Below are 18846 nucleotides of genomic sequence, written 5' to 3'. Positions count from 1 at the left end.
ATTGTTACGGGAGCTTTTGTTGAACAACTTGAATCGAGTATGAGAAAGTTGACCATCCTCCACAAATCAATCATTTCCTAAAAACTATTTCCCAGGAAATAATCTAAATCATTCCTATAAAATACTTGGCAAAGTCATAGCGAAAATTTAATTAAAAATCAGCTAATTGATTATCGATGTTCCTAGTACACTAGATTAGTAGCAAGCTCATAGTACACAGGTATTCTCACTTTCTAGTGGTATTTCACCAAAATAAATGACTCTAAAAAAAGAAGGTTTATTGTTAGGGATCTGCTTGCAACGATTCTCTAAAGCCGCTTTATTAGAAGATGAGGCATTCTAAGGGATTTATTAAGCTTCAGTTTGGATGCGTTTGAAAACGACAATAGCATCTGAATTTTCCAGTGTTGTTTGTAGAAATCCAGTAATAAAACATGGCTTATGTAGTATATAAGTGAGGTTTAATAACGAAGAATTCCAACATCATCATAGAAATAGTGGCTAGCGTAGTTTTTGAACGCATTCTAAGTAAGATTCTGGAAATTGTGCTAAAATAGAAACGCAAAGCACCTGCTTTGTGAATAAGGAGGAATTCTTTTGAAAACTATTTTAGTACTACACACTGGCGGAACGATCGCCATGAGCGAGGATCAAACAACTGGTAAAGTTGCTCCTAATTCAGAAAATCCTTTATTACATCAAGGGCATTTATTTGAAAAAGATGCGAATTTGGTTGTAGAAGACATATTTCAGTTGCCTTCACCACATATGACACCAAGAGAAATGTTACTTTTAAAGCAACGAATTGAAGAAGCTATTCTAAACGAAGGCGTTGATGGTGTTATTGTCACTCATGGAACGGACACCTTAGAAGAAACGGCTTATTTTTTAGATATTACCTTGGATCACCAAGTTCCAATTATTATGACTGGCGCTATGCGTTCGAGTAATGAGATTGGTTCCGACGGTCTTTATAATTTTCAAAGTGCTGTCTGGGTAGCTACTTCGGAGGAAGCTAAAAATAAGGGTGTTTTAGTTGTTATGAATGATGAAATCCATACTTCTCGTTATGTAACTAAAACCCACACTACTAATGTAGCGACATTTAGAACGCCAACTTTTGGACCAATTGGTTTAATTGCTAAAAATAAAGTCCTCTTTTTCCAAGAATTAATTGAAATTGAAAAATTTGATATCGCAACTGTGGATAAGAATGTTTATTTGCTTAAAGCATTTGCTGGAATGGATAGTACCCTGCTAGAAGCGTTAAATACTCCTGCTACTGATGGTTTAGTAATTGAAGCACTTGGAGCTGGGAATCTGCCTCCTGCAACCCTGCCCGCTTTAAGACAGCTCTTGGACAACAATATTCCGATTGTATTAGTTTCACGCTGTTTCAATGGAGTTGCCCAAGATGTTTATGATTATGCTGGTGGTGGAAAACGTCTGAAAGAGATGGGGATTATTTTTACCAATGGTCTAACAGGTCCTAAAGCTCGTATCAAACTCTTAGTTGCTTTAAACGCAACGACTAATCATGATGAACTTGAAAAATATTTTTAAGCTTATAAAAAAACTTCTTCCGCATTCATTGCGAAAGAAGTTTTTTATTTTCTAATTCAACGGTTCCCAAACCATACTTGCTTCACAAGAAAGAGTCCCATTATTCACAATCTGGTGAGCTGTTGCAATCTGCCCATCTTCTAAAACTTCTTGACTAACTAAACTTTGAACCATATTTCCATAGCCAACTTCTTTTTCATACTTTACATTAATACTTTTTAATTGATGCTGACGAATAAAATCAAGTCCTAACGAATCTAAGAACCAATCCAAATATTTCGCATTATTTACATGTTGATTGCCATCAATGTCTAAATAACGCACACGGTAATCAATACTTTGAGCTGTTTCTTGATTGACTGGTACTGGTTTTGGGGTCCGAATTAATTTTTTCGTTCCTTCAACTTTATAGGGTTCAATTAGTTCATCCACAATCCGAACCATTTTACGCTGCGTAAAGTCCATCATAGCAAACGTACAATTCGTCGTTACACATAACTCTCCTGCTTCATCATAAACTTTAAAATCACGATAGGTAAAAAATTTATTATAGGATTGAGCTTGCGTCATCACTCGAATCTTTTCATGCGCTTCTGGCAAACGATTAACCTTAATCTCTGTTTGCAAAATAATCCAAGACAAGCCGTGTTCTGCAACAACATCGTCACTAACACCTAACATGCGACCTTGTTCCCCAGAAACATATAACATAATATTTAAAAGCATCGGCATGCTGATTTTCTTTGTTGCATCACATTCATAATATTTTACAGTATGCTCTTTTTCATAAACTAACCCACTCATGAAACTCCCTCACCTTCTCTATTCCTTCTTATTAAGAGTAGCATAATTTTGGAAAAATAGTTAGTTTCATAACTAAAAATTTTATCTTTTTGATGAAACATAATATTAATTTATTTGAATCGTTATTCAATCCGCTTTTTAAAAGAGCTATTCCTTTCTATGCTATCTGCTATTGTGTTACCATATATGTGTGGAAATTCTATCAAAAAGGAGATCGTCTATGTTTCAAATACTTAAAGGTGTTATATCAAACCTTTCCATTTTAATTAGCAGTGCGTATCTGCTCTCTAAAATATCTAAATCAATCTTAAATCATCAGTCTCCTTTCCTACACAAAATCTTAGTAGGTAGTCTTAGCGGTCTTATTGGCATTATTTTAATGAATTTTTCGATTTCCTACTATGGTGACTTTTTGATTGATATTCGCTTAGTTCCAATCATTATGGTTAGTTTTTCTTTTGGTGGAATTGCTCCTTTAATTGCTAGTATTTTAATCGGTCTAGCTCGATTAGCTTACGGACTTAGCCCGATTACAATTAGCATCTGTCTCACTTATATTTTTGTTGGGATGAGTCAATTTTTCATTAGCAAATGGTTGTTACGTTTCCCAGAAAGAACGCGTTTGTGGTTAACCTTTCTAACTGTCTTTACCCCAATTATTATTAATTTTGTACTTATTGCGACTTATCCGAATAAATTATTTGTAGCACTTAGTTTTACCTTCTATAGCATTTTTGGTGTAGCAATCAATTATCAATTCTTTAAGGATTTAGAAAGTAATAAAAAAGCTTTTCTCCATTATGAAGAAACCTCTAAATACGACTATTTGACTAAATTGTATAATCGTTATTCATTTGATCAAGATTTACTACAGCTTTGGCAAGCAAAAACAGCCTTTACTATTTTTTTATTGGACATCAATAATTTTAAGCAAATTAATGATACCTATGGACACGATGTTGGAGATTGTGTTTTACAAGAATTTGCTAGCTGTTTAAATCAGCCTCATCTTTTTAAAAATCATGTCTATCGAATTGGTGGCGATGAATTTGTAATTATTGTTCCTACAGACTTAGCTCCTAGTGACACTCTTCGTACAAAGTTAAAAATTAAAAACAGCATTCAACAACTAACCATTCAGGCAACTTCGGAAAAATCTATTCAACTTAGCACTTCTGTTGGTGCAAGTTCTTCTAAAAATCAATATACAATTGATGAACTTTATCGGATCGCCGATCAACAACTTTATGAAGATAAAAAACTAAAATGAGGACTGCATTGCATTCCCTATAGCACCTTTCTTACAGATAATGGACTGTAAAAAAGGTGCTTTTTCAAAAATTTATTTTATGTAAAAAAAAAACACCTAGACATAAATGTCTAAGTGTTTTGAACTTGCAATTAAGCTTTAGTTACGTTAACTGCTTGTGGTCCACGGTTGCCTTCTTCAGTATCAAACTCAACAGCTTGACCTTCGTCTAAAGATTTAAATCCGTCTCCTTGGATTGCTGAAAAGTGTACGAATACGTCTCCGCCGTCTTCACTTTCAATAAAACCGAATCCTTTTTCTGCGTTAAACCATTTTACGTTACCTTTAGTCATAATATATTTCCTCCTTGTGTTTCTAATTTTTTATAGTTCTTGAATGGCACTTGGAAGAAGTTATATACACAACGAAAAACCAAAATATCCGTACAAAAATTAATATACTCATTGTATCACGGTTTTTTAGAATAAGCAAACAATTCTTATAAAATAATATAATTTTTTATTTTTTATCAAGTAATGCTCTATTTTCTGCTCCCACACTCAGCTCAATTAACGACAGATAAGTTTTTCTTCTACAACAATCGTATCTGCTAAAGCTTGTACTACTGGACAATGCTTTGGAATGAGTTTTAATCCACGATTTGCACGTTCTTGCAACTCTACTGGAATGGTTACATGAAAAGTAATGATAATCTTCGTAACTGGATGAACCGTTCCAACTGAATCCCGTTGATAGCTAATCTCTACCTCATGTAACTCGTAAGGTATCTTAGAATTGTGTAAGACATCTTCATATACATATGTACTACACGCCGCTACAGAGCTAACAAGCATCTCTACAGGTGAGAAGCCACTCTCTTTCTTTACTTGCCAATTTCCATTCGGATGAACCAACTCAAGACCATTTTCCCCTGTAATTAATTTCATTGCTTCCCCACTCCCTCCACTTTCGTCTATTATACCCAACAACTTCCTTTCTATGCCAATAAAAAGACTAACTAGCACATAAAACACTACTAGTTAGCTTATTTTGTTGATTTACATTTCTTGTAGCAAGTCGAATTGCGACTGGTAAAGTTGATAATAATGTCCTTTTTCAGCCATTAATTCATCGTGACTTCCTGCTTCTTGAATAGTTCCTTGATCAATATAAAAAATCCGAGTACTATTTTTAATTGTTGATAGTCGATGAGCAATAATAAAGGAAGTTCGCCCTTCTAATAATTTATCCAGACCATCTTGTAGTAAGGTTTCGGTTTTTGTATCAATACTGGATGTTGCTTCATCTAGAATCAAGATTTTTGGATTCGCCAATAACGCTCGAGCAAATGAAATCAATTGACGCTGCCCAGCTGATAATGTACTTCCGCGTTCCTTCACCGCAGTCTGATAGCCTTCTTTTAATTCCACAATAAAATCATGGGCCCGTACAACTTTGGCAGCTGCAATAATCTCTTCCTCTGTTGCATCCAACTTTCCATAACGAATATTCTCTAGAATTGTTCCTGAGAAAATAAAAGTATCTTGTAACATGACACCCATTTGTTTTCGCAATGAATGTAAGGTTACTTTCCGAATATCAACACCATCAATTAAGATTTCTCCTTCATTGATGTCATAAAAACGGCTTAACAAGTTAATGACTGTTGTTTTTCCAGCTCCTGTTGGACCAACCAAAGCTATCGATTCACCAGGCTTTACATGAAATGAGATATCTTTTAGAATATCTTTTCCTGCCTCATAACGAAATGTCACATTGCGAAAGCTGACATCCCCCTTAATTGGTGGCAATTCAAAAGCATCTGGCGCATCTTTAATCTCTGGTTCCACATCCAATGTTTCAAAAATTCGTTCTAAATAAGCTGTTGCTGTAATCAATGAATTATAGAAATTCCCAATATTAATCACAGGATTCCAAAAGTTGTTTACATAACCAACAAAAGCAATCAATGTTCCTGTTGAAACCTCTACACCTAGACCACGAATCCCAACAAAGTAAATCAAGCTTGTCGTGATTACAGCAATATTTTGCACACCAGGCCATAATAAGAATTGCACTTTAACTGCATGCATCCACGAAGAACGATAGTCATTGCTGACTTCTGAAAAAATACTATAATTTTCATTCTCTCGTGAAAATGATTGAGTGACTTTAATCCCAGCAATACTTTCATGAATATAAGCATTCATATTCGACTGCTTGTTGCTTAACACCTGATAAGCCTTCCGCTGTTTATTTTTAATAACCATCACAAAAACAAACAAGACTGGTAGCAAGGATAAACTATATAAAGTTAGCTTAAAATCAATTGCCATCATAAATATCAGCGTAATCACAACACTTAAAATATCCGAAATCAAATTAATCAATCCATTTGATAGCAAGTCGCTTAACGTGTTAATATAATTTACTACTCGAATTAAGATCTTTCCATGTGGTCGACTATCAAAATAGGAAAAAGGTAATTTTTGCAAATGCTCAAAGATGTCTGAACGCATATCCTTCAGCATATCTTGTCCGATTAATGTAATCGATTGAATTCGGTACCGCATACACCAACCCGTTACAATTACTGATAAAATGAAGGCTACTGCCAGCCACCATAACATGGTCATATTCTTATTAGGAATGACATCATCAATGACCAATTTAGTAAAATAAGGACCTAGCATAGCAGCTATATTTGCTAGTAAAATAACTAGTAGTGTCAATGAAATTGGTTTTTTATAAGGTTTTACATATCCGAGTAGACGTTTATAATGTTCTGTATTAAATTCCTGTTCTAACTCCTCATCTACATCAAATTTATTTCTAGCCATTTTGATTCACCTCCGCTTCATCAAAATTTCCTAATTGTTTATTGTAAACTTCATAATAATAGCCCTTGTACGCTAATAAATCTTCATGTGTACCACGTTCAATAATTTTCCCATGATCCATAATCAGAATTTCATCCGCATCTTTCACTGAAGAGATTCGATGGGCAATAATAAACGTTGTCTTGTTGACCGTAATCTGGTCTAACTCGCCTTGAATCTTTGTTTCAGTTTCCATGTCCACCGCAGATGTTGTGTCGTCTAAAATTAGAATAGCTGGATTTTTCATTAACGCTCGTGCCAGTGAAATCCGTTGCTTTTGTCCACCCGATAATCCAACACCGCGCTCACCTACAATTGTGGCATATCCTTCTGGCATCTTTTCAATAAAATGATTTGCATCGGCAATTCGTGCCATCCGTTCTACTTCTTGACTATCTGATCCCGGAACACCAAAGGAAATATTTTCTTCAATCGTATCTGAAAACAGGAAAATATCTTGCATGACAATAGCGATATGATCTCTTAATTCCCGAACATGCCATTTTCTAGCATCAACACCATCAATATAAACTGTTCCAGAGCTAGGATCATAAAAACGCGCAATTAAATTTACCAAGGTTGACTTCCCAGAACCTGTTTCTCCCAATATCCCAATGGTTTGACCTGGTTCAGCTTTTAATGAAATATGACTTAAAACTTCAGTTTCAGGATCATCTTCAAAATGAAAAGAGACATCATTAAATTCAACATAGCCTTTTAAATCTTCCGCTGGCTTTTCAGAAACAATCGGAATTCGTGATTTTTCATTTAGCATTTCCCGAATTTTAAAAGAAGAAGCAATAAAACGTTGCACATCGTTAATCAGCCAACCACTCATACGCATCGGCATATTCAGCATCCATAAAAAGCCGTTAAATGCGACTAAATCGCCTAAAGTCATTTGTCCAATAATCACAAAATAACCACCTAGTACTAAGGTAATAATCGTTAAACTACTAGCTAATGAATCTAAAACAGGTAAGTAGCGCATAGAAACATTGGCTGATTCAATATTTCGTTGCTTAAACTCTTCATTATGACGGTTAAATTTCTCAATCTCATAGTCTTCTCTGGTAAAAGCTTTCACAACTCGATTTCCACTAATATTCTCTTCTACCATTGAGTTAAGTCGTGAAAAACTTTCTCGGATCTCATAAAAAATAGGTTGAGCCTTCGCTGACATTCTCATTGTTAAAAAACCAATCAGCGGGGTAACAGCTACTAACGCTAACATTAAACGCCAATCAATCGTTGCCATGACAACTACCGCACAAATAAATAACAATAAATTCTCAAGAAGATTGTAAAATACCCATGATACAAAATGACGAATTGCATCTGTATCTCCAGTCATCCGAGCCATAATATCTCCTACTCGCGTATGGTTAAAGAAATTAAAATCTAATTCCTGTAACTTCATATACAAATCCTCACGAATTTTAAATAATGTATTCTGTCCAATACGTTCAAATAAAATCTGATACGAATAACGCAGAATCGTCCGAATAAATGCGACACCAATCATGCCGCCTAATAATGGCACTAATAAATTCACCTTACCTTGATCGATGACCTCGTCCACTAATCGACCACCTAGTAGTGGATAGACAATACTTAAAATCGATGCGACCAAAACTAAAAATGTAGCTAAAATTGCAGGTCCTTGATAAACTTTAGCATATCGCCATACCCATTTGATACTTTCCATTAAAATCCCTCCTAAAGCGCTTTTAATCTTGTTATTGTTATAGATTAATGGATAGTGAGTCAAAAAAGAATGGTCATTTCTCTTAATTAAGATGGAGTAAATTCTTTATTCTAGCTCAATCAAAAACAGGACAACTTACGAGAAGAATTCCCTGAATTCATACCAAAAAACGGCTACTATTTTTATTCACAAAATTCTTTTAGCAAATGAAAGCAAGATTCTACTTTTTTAATTAAAATAAAGACTCTTTTTTTCACTATAACCTTTACCATCTGTAAAAATAACGTTAAAATAGAGAAATGATAGTAAGAAAGCGCTTGAAAGAGGTGAATATTGTGCTACAACTAAATTCAAAAACATTTAACCCTGAGATTTTGTATATTTTTGATTGCCACAACACGGGACCATCAGAAGGTCAACATCACCATCATGACTTTTTAGAAATGTCGATTATTATGGATGGTTCGGTAGAATACATGATTGAAGACGAAACCATCTATTTAGAAAAGGAAACGGTTCTATTATTTAATCCTGGTGTCTACCATCATGAACGATACACCGCAGATATGGATAGCACACAAATTCATATTGGATTCCGGAATTTTATGTTACAAGGATTCCCAAGAGATCATTTTCCTTTTAACACGTCAATATTGGATTTACAAGATTTTCATGCTGAATTTTTTGCAGTTTGTCGAGAAATTTTGGTAGAGAAAGCTAAAGGAAAAGCTGGCTATGACTTGATGTTAAAAACTTTAGTGATGAAATTAATTATTTATATTTTACGAGATGCTCGCTCCAACCAACTAGAAAGCAACGCATTAAAATTATCTTATGAAGAACAAGAAAAACAAACTATTGTAAACGATATTATTCATTATTTAGAAAAACATCATACTGAGGAAGTCAGTCTTTCAACCTTATCTCAAACCCTCTACATTAGCCCAACATATATTTCTCGTGTATTTAAAGAAGAAACCGGTGAATCTCCAATCAATTATCTAATTAAATTACGTTTAACTCGTGCCAAAGAGTTAATGGAAAATGAAACCGATATCACGGTTAAAGAAGCCGCAAACTTAGTAGGCTACAATGATGCCTATTATTTTAGCAAACTCTTTAAAAAATATTATGGAAAGCCACCATCGGCTTTTTTAAGACGCAGTAGTTAGTTTAAATAAGAAAAAAGTGCTTAGATTAGAACTGAAGATTTGCATAAAAGTCAAAAAACCCCAAAAAATCACCATTTGTAAAATGGGTTTCTTGGGGTTTTTTCTATTTTAGAAATGCATCTCACTCAATTTTTTCTTTGGCAAAATAAGCCTTTAAATCAGATAAATTATCTTTAAACGCTGCTCTCATAAATGGTTTAATGACTTCCGAAAAATCATTTACAATTCGATCATTGGTTTCCAAGATATAGATACTCTCCCGAATCAGTGTGCGATTCTCTGCTAGTTTCGTTAAAGAAAATTTCATTTGATAGTCAATCTTGCCACCACCTACTTTGAAATTAATCACATCCTTATTTAGATAGCTAATGGTTAGATGTTCTTTTACTCTTTTAGACTGATAAACTCGAATCAAGGTGTATTCCATCGTTGTACCAGAAACTTTGATTACATGGGTAACGCCACTATTCCACTCTGGAATTTTCTTTGGATCTCGAAGATACTCACGAATCACACCAATTGATGCTGCCATTTCTAATTCATTTTCATAAATTGGATTCCCCATAGTCAATCCATCCCCTCTATTATTTTATTAATGCTACACGCTAATCCTCGCCCCCTCTTTAACCTTACTCCCTCTAGTAATTAAATCAAAAACTTATATAACGTTTTCTAAACAATCATGTTACTCATAACCATTATACTAAATGATTACAATCAAAAATTAAATAACGTCACATTAAAATTATCTACTTTTGAACACTACTTAGATCATTAATTGATAATTTTTATTTTATGATCGCATATTATTAGTTTAATCATAAAAAAAGCAATTAGAATGAATCTTCTAATTGCTTTAGCTTTTTCTATTTAATTAACCTGCTTGATATTCCTTACGCATTTGAATTAGTTCCACAATGACTAATTTTAACGTCTCTGAACTCATAAATTGATCTTCTGCATGCATCAATAAAATAGAGAATTCCGTTTTATTGCCTTGGGCTTCATTTTGAACAATTTTGCTATGAATCTTATGACCTTCAATTAAATACTTTTCACCTTCTTTAATTAAAGCATCTGAACCCTCAAAATCTTTCTGCTTCGCCAATTCTAACGCTTCTATAAAGTTGGATTTTGCAGTTCCAACATTACTAATAATCTGAAAAGCAATCAATTCAATTCCATCCATTTTCTAGCAACTCCCTCGTCTTTAAATTTATAAACTCATCGCTTTGTCTAATACAGCTTTGCCATTTACTCGACCATAATCAACAAAATCAATTACTTCAACTGGTTTAGAGTGGTTGGTTACATTTTCTGTATTGGCTTTTAAATAACCAACTTGTGGGCCTAACAAAATAACATCAGCCTGTTCCCAATTCTCATGTAACTCAGCATCTGAAACTGCCCAAATCTTAGCTTCTATAGCTGATTCTGTTGCAGCTACTTTCATTTTTTCTACTAAAAAACTAGTCGACATTCCTTGATTACACACTAATAAAATATTTTTCATGATTGTTTTCGCTCCTTTAGTTTTCTGAATCTGCTAATTGCATTTGATTTACGCGTTCATCGATTTTTAAGAAAGGCAAGTAAATGAACACTGTAATAACGATGATGACGAACTGTAATGCTGCGGCGCGCCAATCTCCACCAGTTGCTAAAAATCCTGAAATAATTGGTGGCGTTGTCCAAGGTGTTTGCACAACGACATGGCTAATTAATCCGGCTGCCGTAGCGTAATATGCTACAGTTAGTGAAAAGATTGGGGCAAGCACAAAAGGAATAATCAGCGTTGGATTAAAGACAATCGGCAATCCAAAGATAATCGGTTCACTAATATTGAAAATCGATGGCATTAAAGACATTTTAGAGACATCACGATAATCATTTCGTTTACTAAAGATAAAAATCGCAATTAATAACGCAATCGTATTTCCAGAACCACCCATTACTGCAAATGTATCTTTGAAAGCCATATTAATAATATGAGGAATCTCTTCATGGTTGGCATAGGCTAACATATTGTCTTGCATATTTTGCAATAGGAACGGATCAAGCAATGCACCTGAAATAACAGCTTGATGAATCCCAAAACCAAAGAATAAGTTCGCAATCGTAGTGATTAATAGGAAACCAGGTAAGCTAGTAGTGACATAGCTCAACGGCTTCGTCACAATCGTTGTAATTAAGGTATTAAAATCCATTGAAAATAATTGATTCAAGGCAAATGATGCTACTGCAAAAATCAAGACATTTAACATAATTGGAATTAATACATTAAATGATTTAATTACTGCTGGTGGAATATTACCAGCAATATTGATTTGTAGCTTTTCATTTGAAGAAAGCTTGATGAACATATCTGTAGCTAACAAACCGACGATAATTCCGACAAACATCCCCGAAGCGCTTGTGTAGCTTATTGGAATGACACCTGAAACGACAAATTCTGTTTTTGATCCCTCAGGAGTGAAAAGTGTTGATAATGGTGTAATCACAATCATGGTTGATAGTGCTACTAAAATCGGAGCAATTACATTCTTATACCCGCGATTCATACAAAGGTGATATGAGATGGCTACCGCTACAAGAAGGGTCATAATATTCAACGTCCCATTAGAAATAGACGTTCCTATCGATTGCCATGTTGTTAAAGTTTCAGGCTTAATAAATTTCCCCATAAAACCTGTTGGTTCTAAGACAACATAATTTATCAAGGTCATGAAACCAGCTAAAATCATAAAGGGCATTATAGAAGCAAACGCATCTCTAAGAGTTCTTAGATGGATTTGTCCTCCCATTTTCTGTGCAACGTAGGCGAATCGGTCAGCAATAGTCTTCTTATTCGCTGATTCTGTCATTGTTCTTCCTCCTATACTAATTTACTTACATCATAGTCAAAACCATTGTCCTGACTCATTTTTTGATAAAATTCACCACTTTTTTTAATCGTTCTTTTTTGTGTTGCTAAATCTAACGAAACTAAACCGTAACGATTTTTATAGGTGTTAATCCAAGACCAACAATCAATAAATGTCCATAAATGATACCCTTTGATCTGACAACCTTCCTGAATCGCCTTATGCACATAGGCTAAATGATCTTTAATATAGTCAATTCGATACTCATCAATTACTTGACCCGTTTCATCCATAAATCGTTCTTCATCAGCCACGCCCATTCCATTTTCAGAAATAAAGGCTTCAATGTTGCCATAATTATCACGAATATCCAGACATAAATCATAGATACCTTTTTCATAAATCTCCCAACCACGATAGACATTCATTCTTTTCCCTGGCATATCGTAGTTTTCATAGAACCATTCTGGTAAAAAGGGACCATTAGGATTAATTCCAGTTAAACGGGCCTTCACACGACGTGGTTCGTAATAATTTAAGCCAAGAATTTGCGCTGTATTTTCCTTAATAATAACTAAGTCTTGTTCTTCAAATTCAGGCATTTGATGATATTCTTTTAATAACTCTACTAACTTCGTTGGGAATGTTCCTTTCACCATTGGATCAAGGAAACTTCTTGTATAAAGCGCATCAACGATTTCGGCTGCCTCGATATCTGCTGGATTTTGACTCCGTGGATATGTTGGACTTAGATTTAAAATAACACCAATCTTAGATGAATATCCTTGTTTCTTGAACGCTTCAATCGCCAATGCATGAGCTAGAATAGTATGAAATGCAGCTTGCGCACCACGTTTAAAATCAACAATCCCTGGATAATGAAATCCTTCTAAATAACTGCCTAGAATTGGTCCTAACGGTTCATTGAAGGTAAACCAATGATAAACCAAATCGCCAAATTCTTCAAAACAAGTCGTTGCAAAACGAACATAAGCATCCACAACTTCACGTGATTCCCAGCCGCCTTTTTCTTGTAATAAAAATGGCATATCAAAATGATAGAGATTTACAAATGGTTTGATTCCGTTTTCATTCATTTCAGTCATTAACTTACGATAAAAAGTAATCGCTTTTGGATTCACAGTCCCAACGCCACCATCTGGAAACATTCTAGCCCAAGAGATAGAAAGTCTAAATGAATTATGCCCTGTCTGTTTCATCAATTGGACATCTTCTTGATAACGATTAAAATGATCAGTTGTTACCTCTGAACTAATCCGATTGTAAAAGCGATTCGGTTCCTCTTTAAACCAATGCTCCCATACCGTTTCTGCCTTACCAGTGTCGCCTCGACCTTCCGCTTGTTCTGCTGACCAAGCCGATCCCCACCAAAAGTCCTTTGGAAAATTTAATTGTTGATTCATTTTTGTATCCCCTTTCTTTACAAAAACATCATAACGCAAACAAAAACAAAAGTAAACACTTTTATTTAAAGTTATATACTTTTAATTTAAAAGCTATTTTTATAGAGAAAAAGAGCATTTCATGGTATAGTTGGGGTAATAAAGAAACATAAGGAGTTGAGAAGTAGTGAGTGCTGTTCCCAAATATCGGCAAATATATATAGATATCAAAGAGAAAATTAATACTGGTTTCTATCAACTAGATGAGAAAATTCCAGATGGCGATACCTTGGCCTTAGACTATGATTGCAGTAAATTAACCGTCAAAAAAGCCTTAGATTTATTAGTGAAAGAGGGGATGATGGTTCGCCGCCGTGGTTCTGGTACTTTTATTAAAGGCACTTCTACAAATGGTGGAACGATTGCCTTAGGACCAACTGCCGGCTTAGTCAATACTGTTGGTAAACAGCATATTTCTTCCAAAATCCTGCAATTTTCAATTGAAAAACCAACGGATGATGTAGCAAAAAAGTTAGAAATTGAAGACAATGGCTATATTTATAAAATTGTGCGTTTGCGTTCCGTTAACCACAAACCTTACTCCATTGAGCATACATATATGCCTCTTTCGATTATCGTCGGTTTGGAACCAAAGCATTTAGAAGATTCTATTTATAATTATATTCGTGATGAGTTAGGTCTAAAAATGCAACGCGCTCATGTTTGGATTCGTGGCGACCACCCTTCAGAGGAAGACAATGAATTATTAGAATTACCTTCGTCTTCATTTATTATGGAAATTGAAAAAATTGCGCATTTAGAAGATGGTCGAATTTTTGAATATTCCTTTACTCGTCATCGTTATGAAGATTTTGTGTTTGAAACAGTGTTTGTGCAAAATTAACTATGTAAAAAAGTCCAAAAATCAGGTTTTCCCTGTGATTTTGGACTTTTTTGGTGTTATTCTTTCAATTGTCGACTACTATTTTTGTAGCAGGATAGACTTTTTGATAGGAAGAATAAACCTTTTGATAAGCTGCTACATTTGCGGCAATCGGTTGGTATTCTTTTTGATAGCTTACAAAAGCCGCGGCACATGCTTCAAAGCTAGAAAACCAGCCACTTCCCATCGCAGCCAACATTGCCGCTCCCATCGCTGGACCTTCTTCAGCTGTGAGAGTCATAATCGTTGCATTAAAAATATCGGCTTGCATTTGCAACCACGCAGCATTTTTAGCACCACCGCCGACTGAAACAATCCGTTTAAATTGTCGATTAGCGTACATTTCCATCAGTTGTTGTGAATCTTTTAGTGAAAATGTAATTCCTTCTAGAACCGCTTTGGCAAAATGTTTTTTTGTATGATTCGTATCAATCCCAATAAAACTTCCACGAATCTGACTATCAACATAAGGCGTCCGCTCACCAACAATATAAGGAGTAAATAACAACCCCGCCGAACCAATTGGTAAATCCTCAATACCTGTCAACAACTCTTCATAACTTTGATTTTCAGCAAAGGTTTCTTTAAACCACGTCAAGCTATGCCCAGCAGATAAGGTTACACCCATTGAATAAAAACTATCGGTTACGGTATGGTTAAATATGTGCAACTGCCCTTGGTACTCTTTTTCTCCAGAAGCTTCATAGCTTAAGAAAACACCCGATGTTCCAATGCTACACATTCCCACTCCTTCTGCAATAATGCCCGCACCTAGCGCACCACAAGCATTGTCTGCACCTCCTGCAAAAACCGAAATCCTTTGTTTAAAACCAAATTCCGTTGCTAATTCTGTGCGTAACTCCCCAATTTTTTCATTCGATGCTACTAATTTAGGGAATAGTTTTGCTGGAATTGCAAATTGATCCGCAATCTCCATTGACCATTGTTGTTGAACTACATCTAAAAGCAATGTCCCAGCTGCATCTGAATAATCCATGTGTTGCTTTCCAGTTAGCCAAAATCCCAAATAATCTTTAGGCAAAAGGAAATGCGCAGCTTGTTGCCAGATTTCTGGTTCATTCTCCTTCACCCATAAAAGTTTAGGCAATGTAAAACCTTCTAATGCACGATTTTTCGTAATTGCCAATAACTCTTCGCCAAACTCTGACATCACTCTTTCACATTGTGACGTTGTTCGGACATCATTCCATAAAATTGCCTTACGTAATGGTTGATTTTCTTGATTTAATAAAACTAAGCTATGCATTTGCCCTGAAAAACTAATCCCTACTAAATAATCTAAAATAGTCGGAACTTCTTGAATCAACTGAGTTATGACCTTTTTAGTTGCTTCAATCCAAATTTCGGGGTGTTGCTCACTATAGCCAACTTGCGTAGTTTCAACAGCATAACTTGCAGAGGCTGTGGCAAGAATGCTTCCTTCTGGGTTCACTAAAATCCCCTTTAAAGAACTCGTTCCTAAATCAATTCCTACTACATACTCCATCCCACGAACTCCTTCTTTTCTTTATTTTGCAAAAAGCACCCTCTTTAAGACATTTCTCTAAAAAGGATGCTTTCATTGAATTACACTAAATAGTCGTTTAATTTTGATTTTACATATTCAATATGCGAAGATTGATTGGTAATTTGGTCGTGTGCTAATGCATATTGTTCTAAGCTCTTTAAATCCATTTTATTTGCTAAAATATCCGCACCAATTCCCGTTTGATAGCTAGCGTATCGTTCTGCTTTAAGGGTATCAAAAAATCCATCGGCTTTCAATCTCAATGCCGCTTTAAAGCCACGAGCAAATGTATCCATCCCGGCAATATGGGCAATAAATAAATCATCCATCTCAAATGAAGAACGGCGCACTTTAGAATCAAAGTTAATCCCACCTGGAGCAATTCCGCCATTTTCAACAACTTCATACATAGCTAAGGTTGCCGCTTGTAGATCTGTCGGAAACTCATCTGTATCCCAACCTAAGAGAACGTCTCCTTGATTCGCATCAATCGAACCTAAGGCATTATAGTTTCTAGCTACATTTAATTCATGTTCAAAAGTATGACCTGCTAATGTTGCATGATTGGCTTCTAAATTTAATTTAAAATCTTGGTCTAAATTGTATTTTAATAAAAATGCCATCGTTGTTGCTGCATCAAAATCATACTGGTGCTTCGTTGGTTCCATTGGTTTTGGCTCAATTAAGAATTGAACCTGATGACCAATTTCTTTGGCGTAATCAATAGCCATATGGAATAAACGTGCACTATTTTCTTGTTCAAATTTCATATCTGTATTTAATAAAGTTTCATAGCCTTCACGTCCACCCCAAAAGACATAGTTTTCTCCGCCTAACTTTTTACTTAGCTCTAATCCCTTTTTTACTTGCGCTGCTGCATATGCGAAAACTTCAGCATTTGGACTAGAAGCAGCACCATGAATAAACCGTGGATTCGTAAACATATTTGCTGTATTCCATAAAAGTTTAATTCCAGTTTCATCCATCTTAGCTTTAATTAAATCTGTAATGTCATCTAAATTACGATTAAATTCTTTTAATGAATTGCCTTCTGGTGCTATATCAACATCATGGAAGCAAAAATAGGGTGCATCAATTTTAGTTAAAAATTCAAAAATAGCGGTTACTCGATTTTTAGCAGTTTCCATTGGATCATCTGTTAACCACGTCCGAACATTTACTGCCGCACCAAAAGGATCTGAACCATCTTGAGTCATAGTATGCCAATAGGCAACGGCAAAACGCAAATGCTCTTTCATTGTTTTCCCGTTAATTATTTCCTCAGGATTGTAATGATGAAAAGCAAGCATGTTTGTTGAATCAGGACCTTCATAAAGAACTTTGTCTACATTTGGGAAATAAGTCATTTTTTTGTTCCTCCTATTTTCAGTTAGTTTGTACATCAAACAAACTTAATTAAATTTATCTTATAGTATCGTTCTCCATTTGTCAATCGCTTTCATTTTAGATAAAAAGCAGTTCTTCATTTCAATACTAGTCAACTTCCTGTAAAATAAAAGTATTCATGTACATGCAGCTAATTAAGGAGAGATGTTTGTGTTTATTAATAAATACGTAATTCGGGAGCAAAATGAAAATGTTGTCCTAGCAGAAATTATTGCTGCCAAAACCATTTCAAGAGCTGCTCTTGCTCAAATAACAGGCTTGAACAAAGCTACAGTTTCTGAGATTGTCAAAAAATTAATGGAAAATCAATTAGTCAATGAAACAGGAATTGGTATGAGTACAACTTCTGGAGGACGCAAACCGATTCTATTGCAATTCAATCATCAGGCTGGTTTAGCACTAAGTATTGATGTTGGCTATGACTCACTGTCTTCAGTACTTACCTATCTAGATGGACATATTTTAGAAGAAAAAATAGAAACTAGCCGCTTGATGACGAAAGAAACAATTGTCCATTCCATTGAACAACTAGTCGCTAGTTATCAACAGATCAGCCCTGAAACACCTTATGGAATTATTGGTGTGACCTTAGCTATTCATGGGATTGTCCATGAAAATATGATTTTATTTACACCTTATTACGACTTGGATCAACTTCCATTACATCAATTATTATATGAAAGATTAAACTTGCCTATCTATCTAGAAAATGAAGCGAATTTAACTGCTTATGCTGAACATATTTTTTCTACCCTTCAGCCAAATATGGTGAGTATTAGCATTCATAGTGGGATTGGGGCTGGCGTTATTTTGAATGAACAGCTTTATCATGGGCATGATGGTCGTAGCGGCGAGATTGGACATACAATTTTAATTCCAAATGGTCGACCTTGTCCTTGTGGCAATCATGGCTGTCTAGAGCAATACTGTTCTGAAAAAGCTATTTTGGCTGAATTTAGACAAGAAACTAAACAACCCACTGCAACTACGGAAGACTTTATTCAAGCTCTTAAAGAAGGGAATCCCTTTGCTAAAAAATTACTTAACGAAACCGCTAGCTATTTAGCAATCGGAATCAATAATGTGATTGCATTGTATAGTCCTGATTTAGTCTATCTCAATAGTTCCTTGATTCGGAAGATTCCGACATTGATTCCTGAAATTCAACAAAATAGTAAGAACGTCTTTAATCAACATGTTCCCATCCTTAACTCAGAACTAGGTGCTTATGCATCCTTGTTAGGTGGCGCGGCCCTCAGTATTCAAAAATTTTTACATGTCAAAAAACTAATACTAGTCCCTTAAAAGACTCATCTAGAAAGGAAG

General features: G+C 35.1%; 17 protein-coding genes. 5 read left to right on the top strand and 12 right to left on the bottom strand.

Annotated features, from left to right (window positions below; translation table 11 throughout):
• Window positions 1–597 precede the first annotated feature (597 nt).
• Entirely contained in the window at window positions 598–1563 is a 966-nt protein-coding gene (locus tag BR43_RS13070; protein ID WP_034562647.1) for an asparaginase, read from the top strand.
• 51 nt (window positions 1564–1614) lie between these two features.
• Here the strand turns inward: BR43_RS13070 and BR43_RS13065 are convergent, their stop codons facing one another.
• Window positions 1615–2367 carry an acyl-[acyl-carrier-protein] thioesterase gene (locus BR43_RS13065; protein ID WP_034562646.1) on the bottom strand — a complete coding sequence of 251 codons (753 nt, stop codon included), beginning with the start codon at window positions 2365–2367 and terminating at the stop codon, window positions 1615–1617.
• A gap of 220 nt (window positions 2368–2587) precedes the next feature.
• On the opposite strand from BR43_RS13065, the gene BR43_RS13060 reads away from it, so the two are divergent.
• Window positions 2588–3637, top strand: a complete 1050-nt coding sequence (locus BR43_RS13060; protein WP_034562644.1) for a GGDEF domain-containing protein — start codon at window positions 2588–2590, stop codon at window positions 3635–3637.
• Between the two features lie 131 nt (window positions 3638–3768).
• On the opposite strand, the gene BR43_RS13055 is transcribed toward BR43_RS13060, so the two are convergent.
• The 4 genes from BR43_RS13055 to BR43_RS13040 all read right to left on the bottom strand — a co-directional run bounded on the left by BR43_RS13055 (window position 3769) and on the right by BR43_RS13040 (window position 8203).
• Entirely contained in the window at window positions 3769–3969 is a 201-nt protein-coding gene (locus BR43_RS13055) for a cold-shock protein (protein ID WP_010050206.1), read from the bottom strand.
• A 216-nt stretch (window positions 3970–4185) separates the two neighbouring features.
• Entirely contained in the window at window positions 4186–4563 is a 378-nt protein-coding gene (locus BR43_RS13050) for an OsmC family protein (RefSeq protein ID WP_034562642.1), read from the bottom strand.
• Between the two features lie 111 nt (window positions 4564–4674).
• Window positions 4675–6456 (bottom strand): ABC transporter ATP-binding protein, encoded by a 1782-nt coding sequence (locus tag BR43_RS13045; RefSeq protein WP_034562639.1) that lies wholly within the window; start codon window positions 6454–6456, stop codon window positions 4675–4677.
• Window positions 6449–8203: an ABC transporter ATP-binding protein gene (locus BR43_RS13040; protein WP_034562637.1), complete on the bottom strand. Its 1755-nt coding sequence runs from the start codon at window positions 8201–8203 to the stop codon at window positions 6449–6451. The genes BR43_RS13045 and BR43_RS13040 overlap by 8 nt, the downstream gene beginning before the upstream one ends.
• A 299-nt stretch (window positions 8204–8502) precedes the next feature.
• On the opposite strand from BR43_RS13040, the gene BR43_RS13035 reads away from it, so the two are divergent.
• On the top strand, window positions 8503–9375 hold the full coding sequence (locus tag BR43_RS13035) for a helix-turn-helix domain-containing protein (protein ID WP_245617865.1): 873 nt from the start codon (window positions 8503–8505) through the stop codon (window positions 9373–9375).
• A gap of 121 nt (window positions 9376–9496) precedes the next feature.
• Here the strand turns inward: BR43_RS13035 and BR43_RS13030 are convergent, their stop codons facing one another.
• The 5 genes from BR43_RS13030 to BR43_RS13010 form a co-directional block, all read right to left on the bottom strand.
• Window positions 9497–9940: an SRPBCC family protein gene (locus BR43_RS13030; RefSeq protein ID WP_034562633.1), complete on the bottom strand. Its 444-nt coding sequence runs from the start codon at window positions 9938–9940 to the stop codon at window positions 9497–9499.
• Between the two features lie 309 nt (window positions 9941–10249).
• Window positions 10250–10564, bottom strand: a complete 315-nt coding sequence (locus BR43_RS13025) for a PTS sugar transporter subunit IIA (RefSeq protein WP_034562632.1) — start codon at window positions 10562–10564, stop codon at window positions 10250–10252.
• Window positions 10565–10591: 27 nt separating this feature from the next.
• Window positions 10592–10888, bottom strand: coding sequence for a PTS sugar transporter subunit IIB (locus BR43_RS13020; protein WP_034562630.1), 297 nt, complete (start codon window positions 10886–10888; stop codon window positions 10592–10594).
• Window positions 10889–10904: 16 nt separating this feature from the next.
• Window positions 10905–12239, bottom strand: coding sequence for a PTS sugar transporter subunit IIC (locus BR43_RS13015; protein WP_034562628.1), 1335 nt, complete (start codon window positions 12237–12239; stop codon window positions 10905–10907).
• An 11-nt stretch (window positions 12240–12250) separates the two neighbouring features.
• A complete protein-coding gene (locus tag BR43_RS13010) occupies window positions 12251–13663 on the bottom strand; it encodes a glycoside hydrolase family 1 protein (protein ID WP_034562627.1) in 1413 nt (470 codons plus the stop codon).
• A 166-nt stretch (window positions 13664–13829) separates the two neighbouring features.
• Between BR43_RS13010 and BR43_RS13005 the strand changes: the two genes are divergently transcribed.
• Entirely contained in the window at window positions 13830–14546 is a 717-nt protein-coding gene (locus BR43_RS13005) for a GntR family transcriptional regulator (protein ID WP_034562625.1), read from the top strand.
• Between the two features lie 64 nt (window positions 14547–14610).
• Here BR43_RS13005 and xylB read toward each other — a convergent pair whose 3' ends face one another.
• A complete protein-coding gene (gene xylB, locus BR43_RS13000; RefSeq protein ID WP_034562623.1) occupies window positions 14611–16092 on the bottom strand; it encodes a xylulokinase in 1482 nt (493 codons plus the stop codon).
• 80 nt (window positions 16093–16172) lie between these two features.
• Window positions 16173–17480: a xylose isomerase gene (xylA, locus tag BR43_RS12995; RefSeq protein WP_034562621.1), complete on the bottom strand. Its 1308-nt coding sequence runs from the start codon at window positions 17478–17480 to the stop codon at window positions 16173–16175.
• Window positions 17481–17670: 190 nt separating this feature from the next.
• Between xylA and BR43_RS12990 the strand changes: the two genes are divergently transcribed.
• The gene (locus BR43_RS12990) at window positions 17671–18825 is read left to right on the top strand and encodes an ROK family transcriptional regulator (RefSeq protein WP_157464033.1); all 1155 of its coding nucleotides are present in this window, start codon (window positions 17671–17673) and stop codon (window positions 18823–18825) included.
• Window positions 18826–18846 lie beyond the last annotated feature (21 nt).

The organism is Carnobacterium gallinarum DSM 4847 (genome assembly GCF_000744375.1).
Taxonomy (GTDB): domain Bacteria; phylum Bacillota; class Bacilli; order Lactobacillales; family Carnobacteriaceae; genus Carnobacterium; species Carnobacterium gallinarum.
Note: the sequence above shows the minus strand (reverse complement) of the source record. Positions and strands in the feature narration are given on the sequence as shown.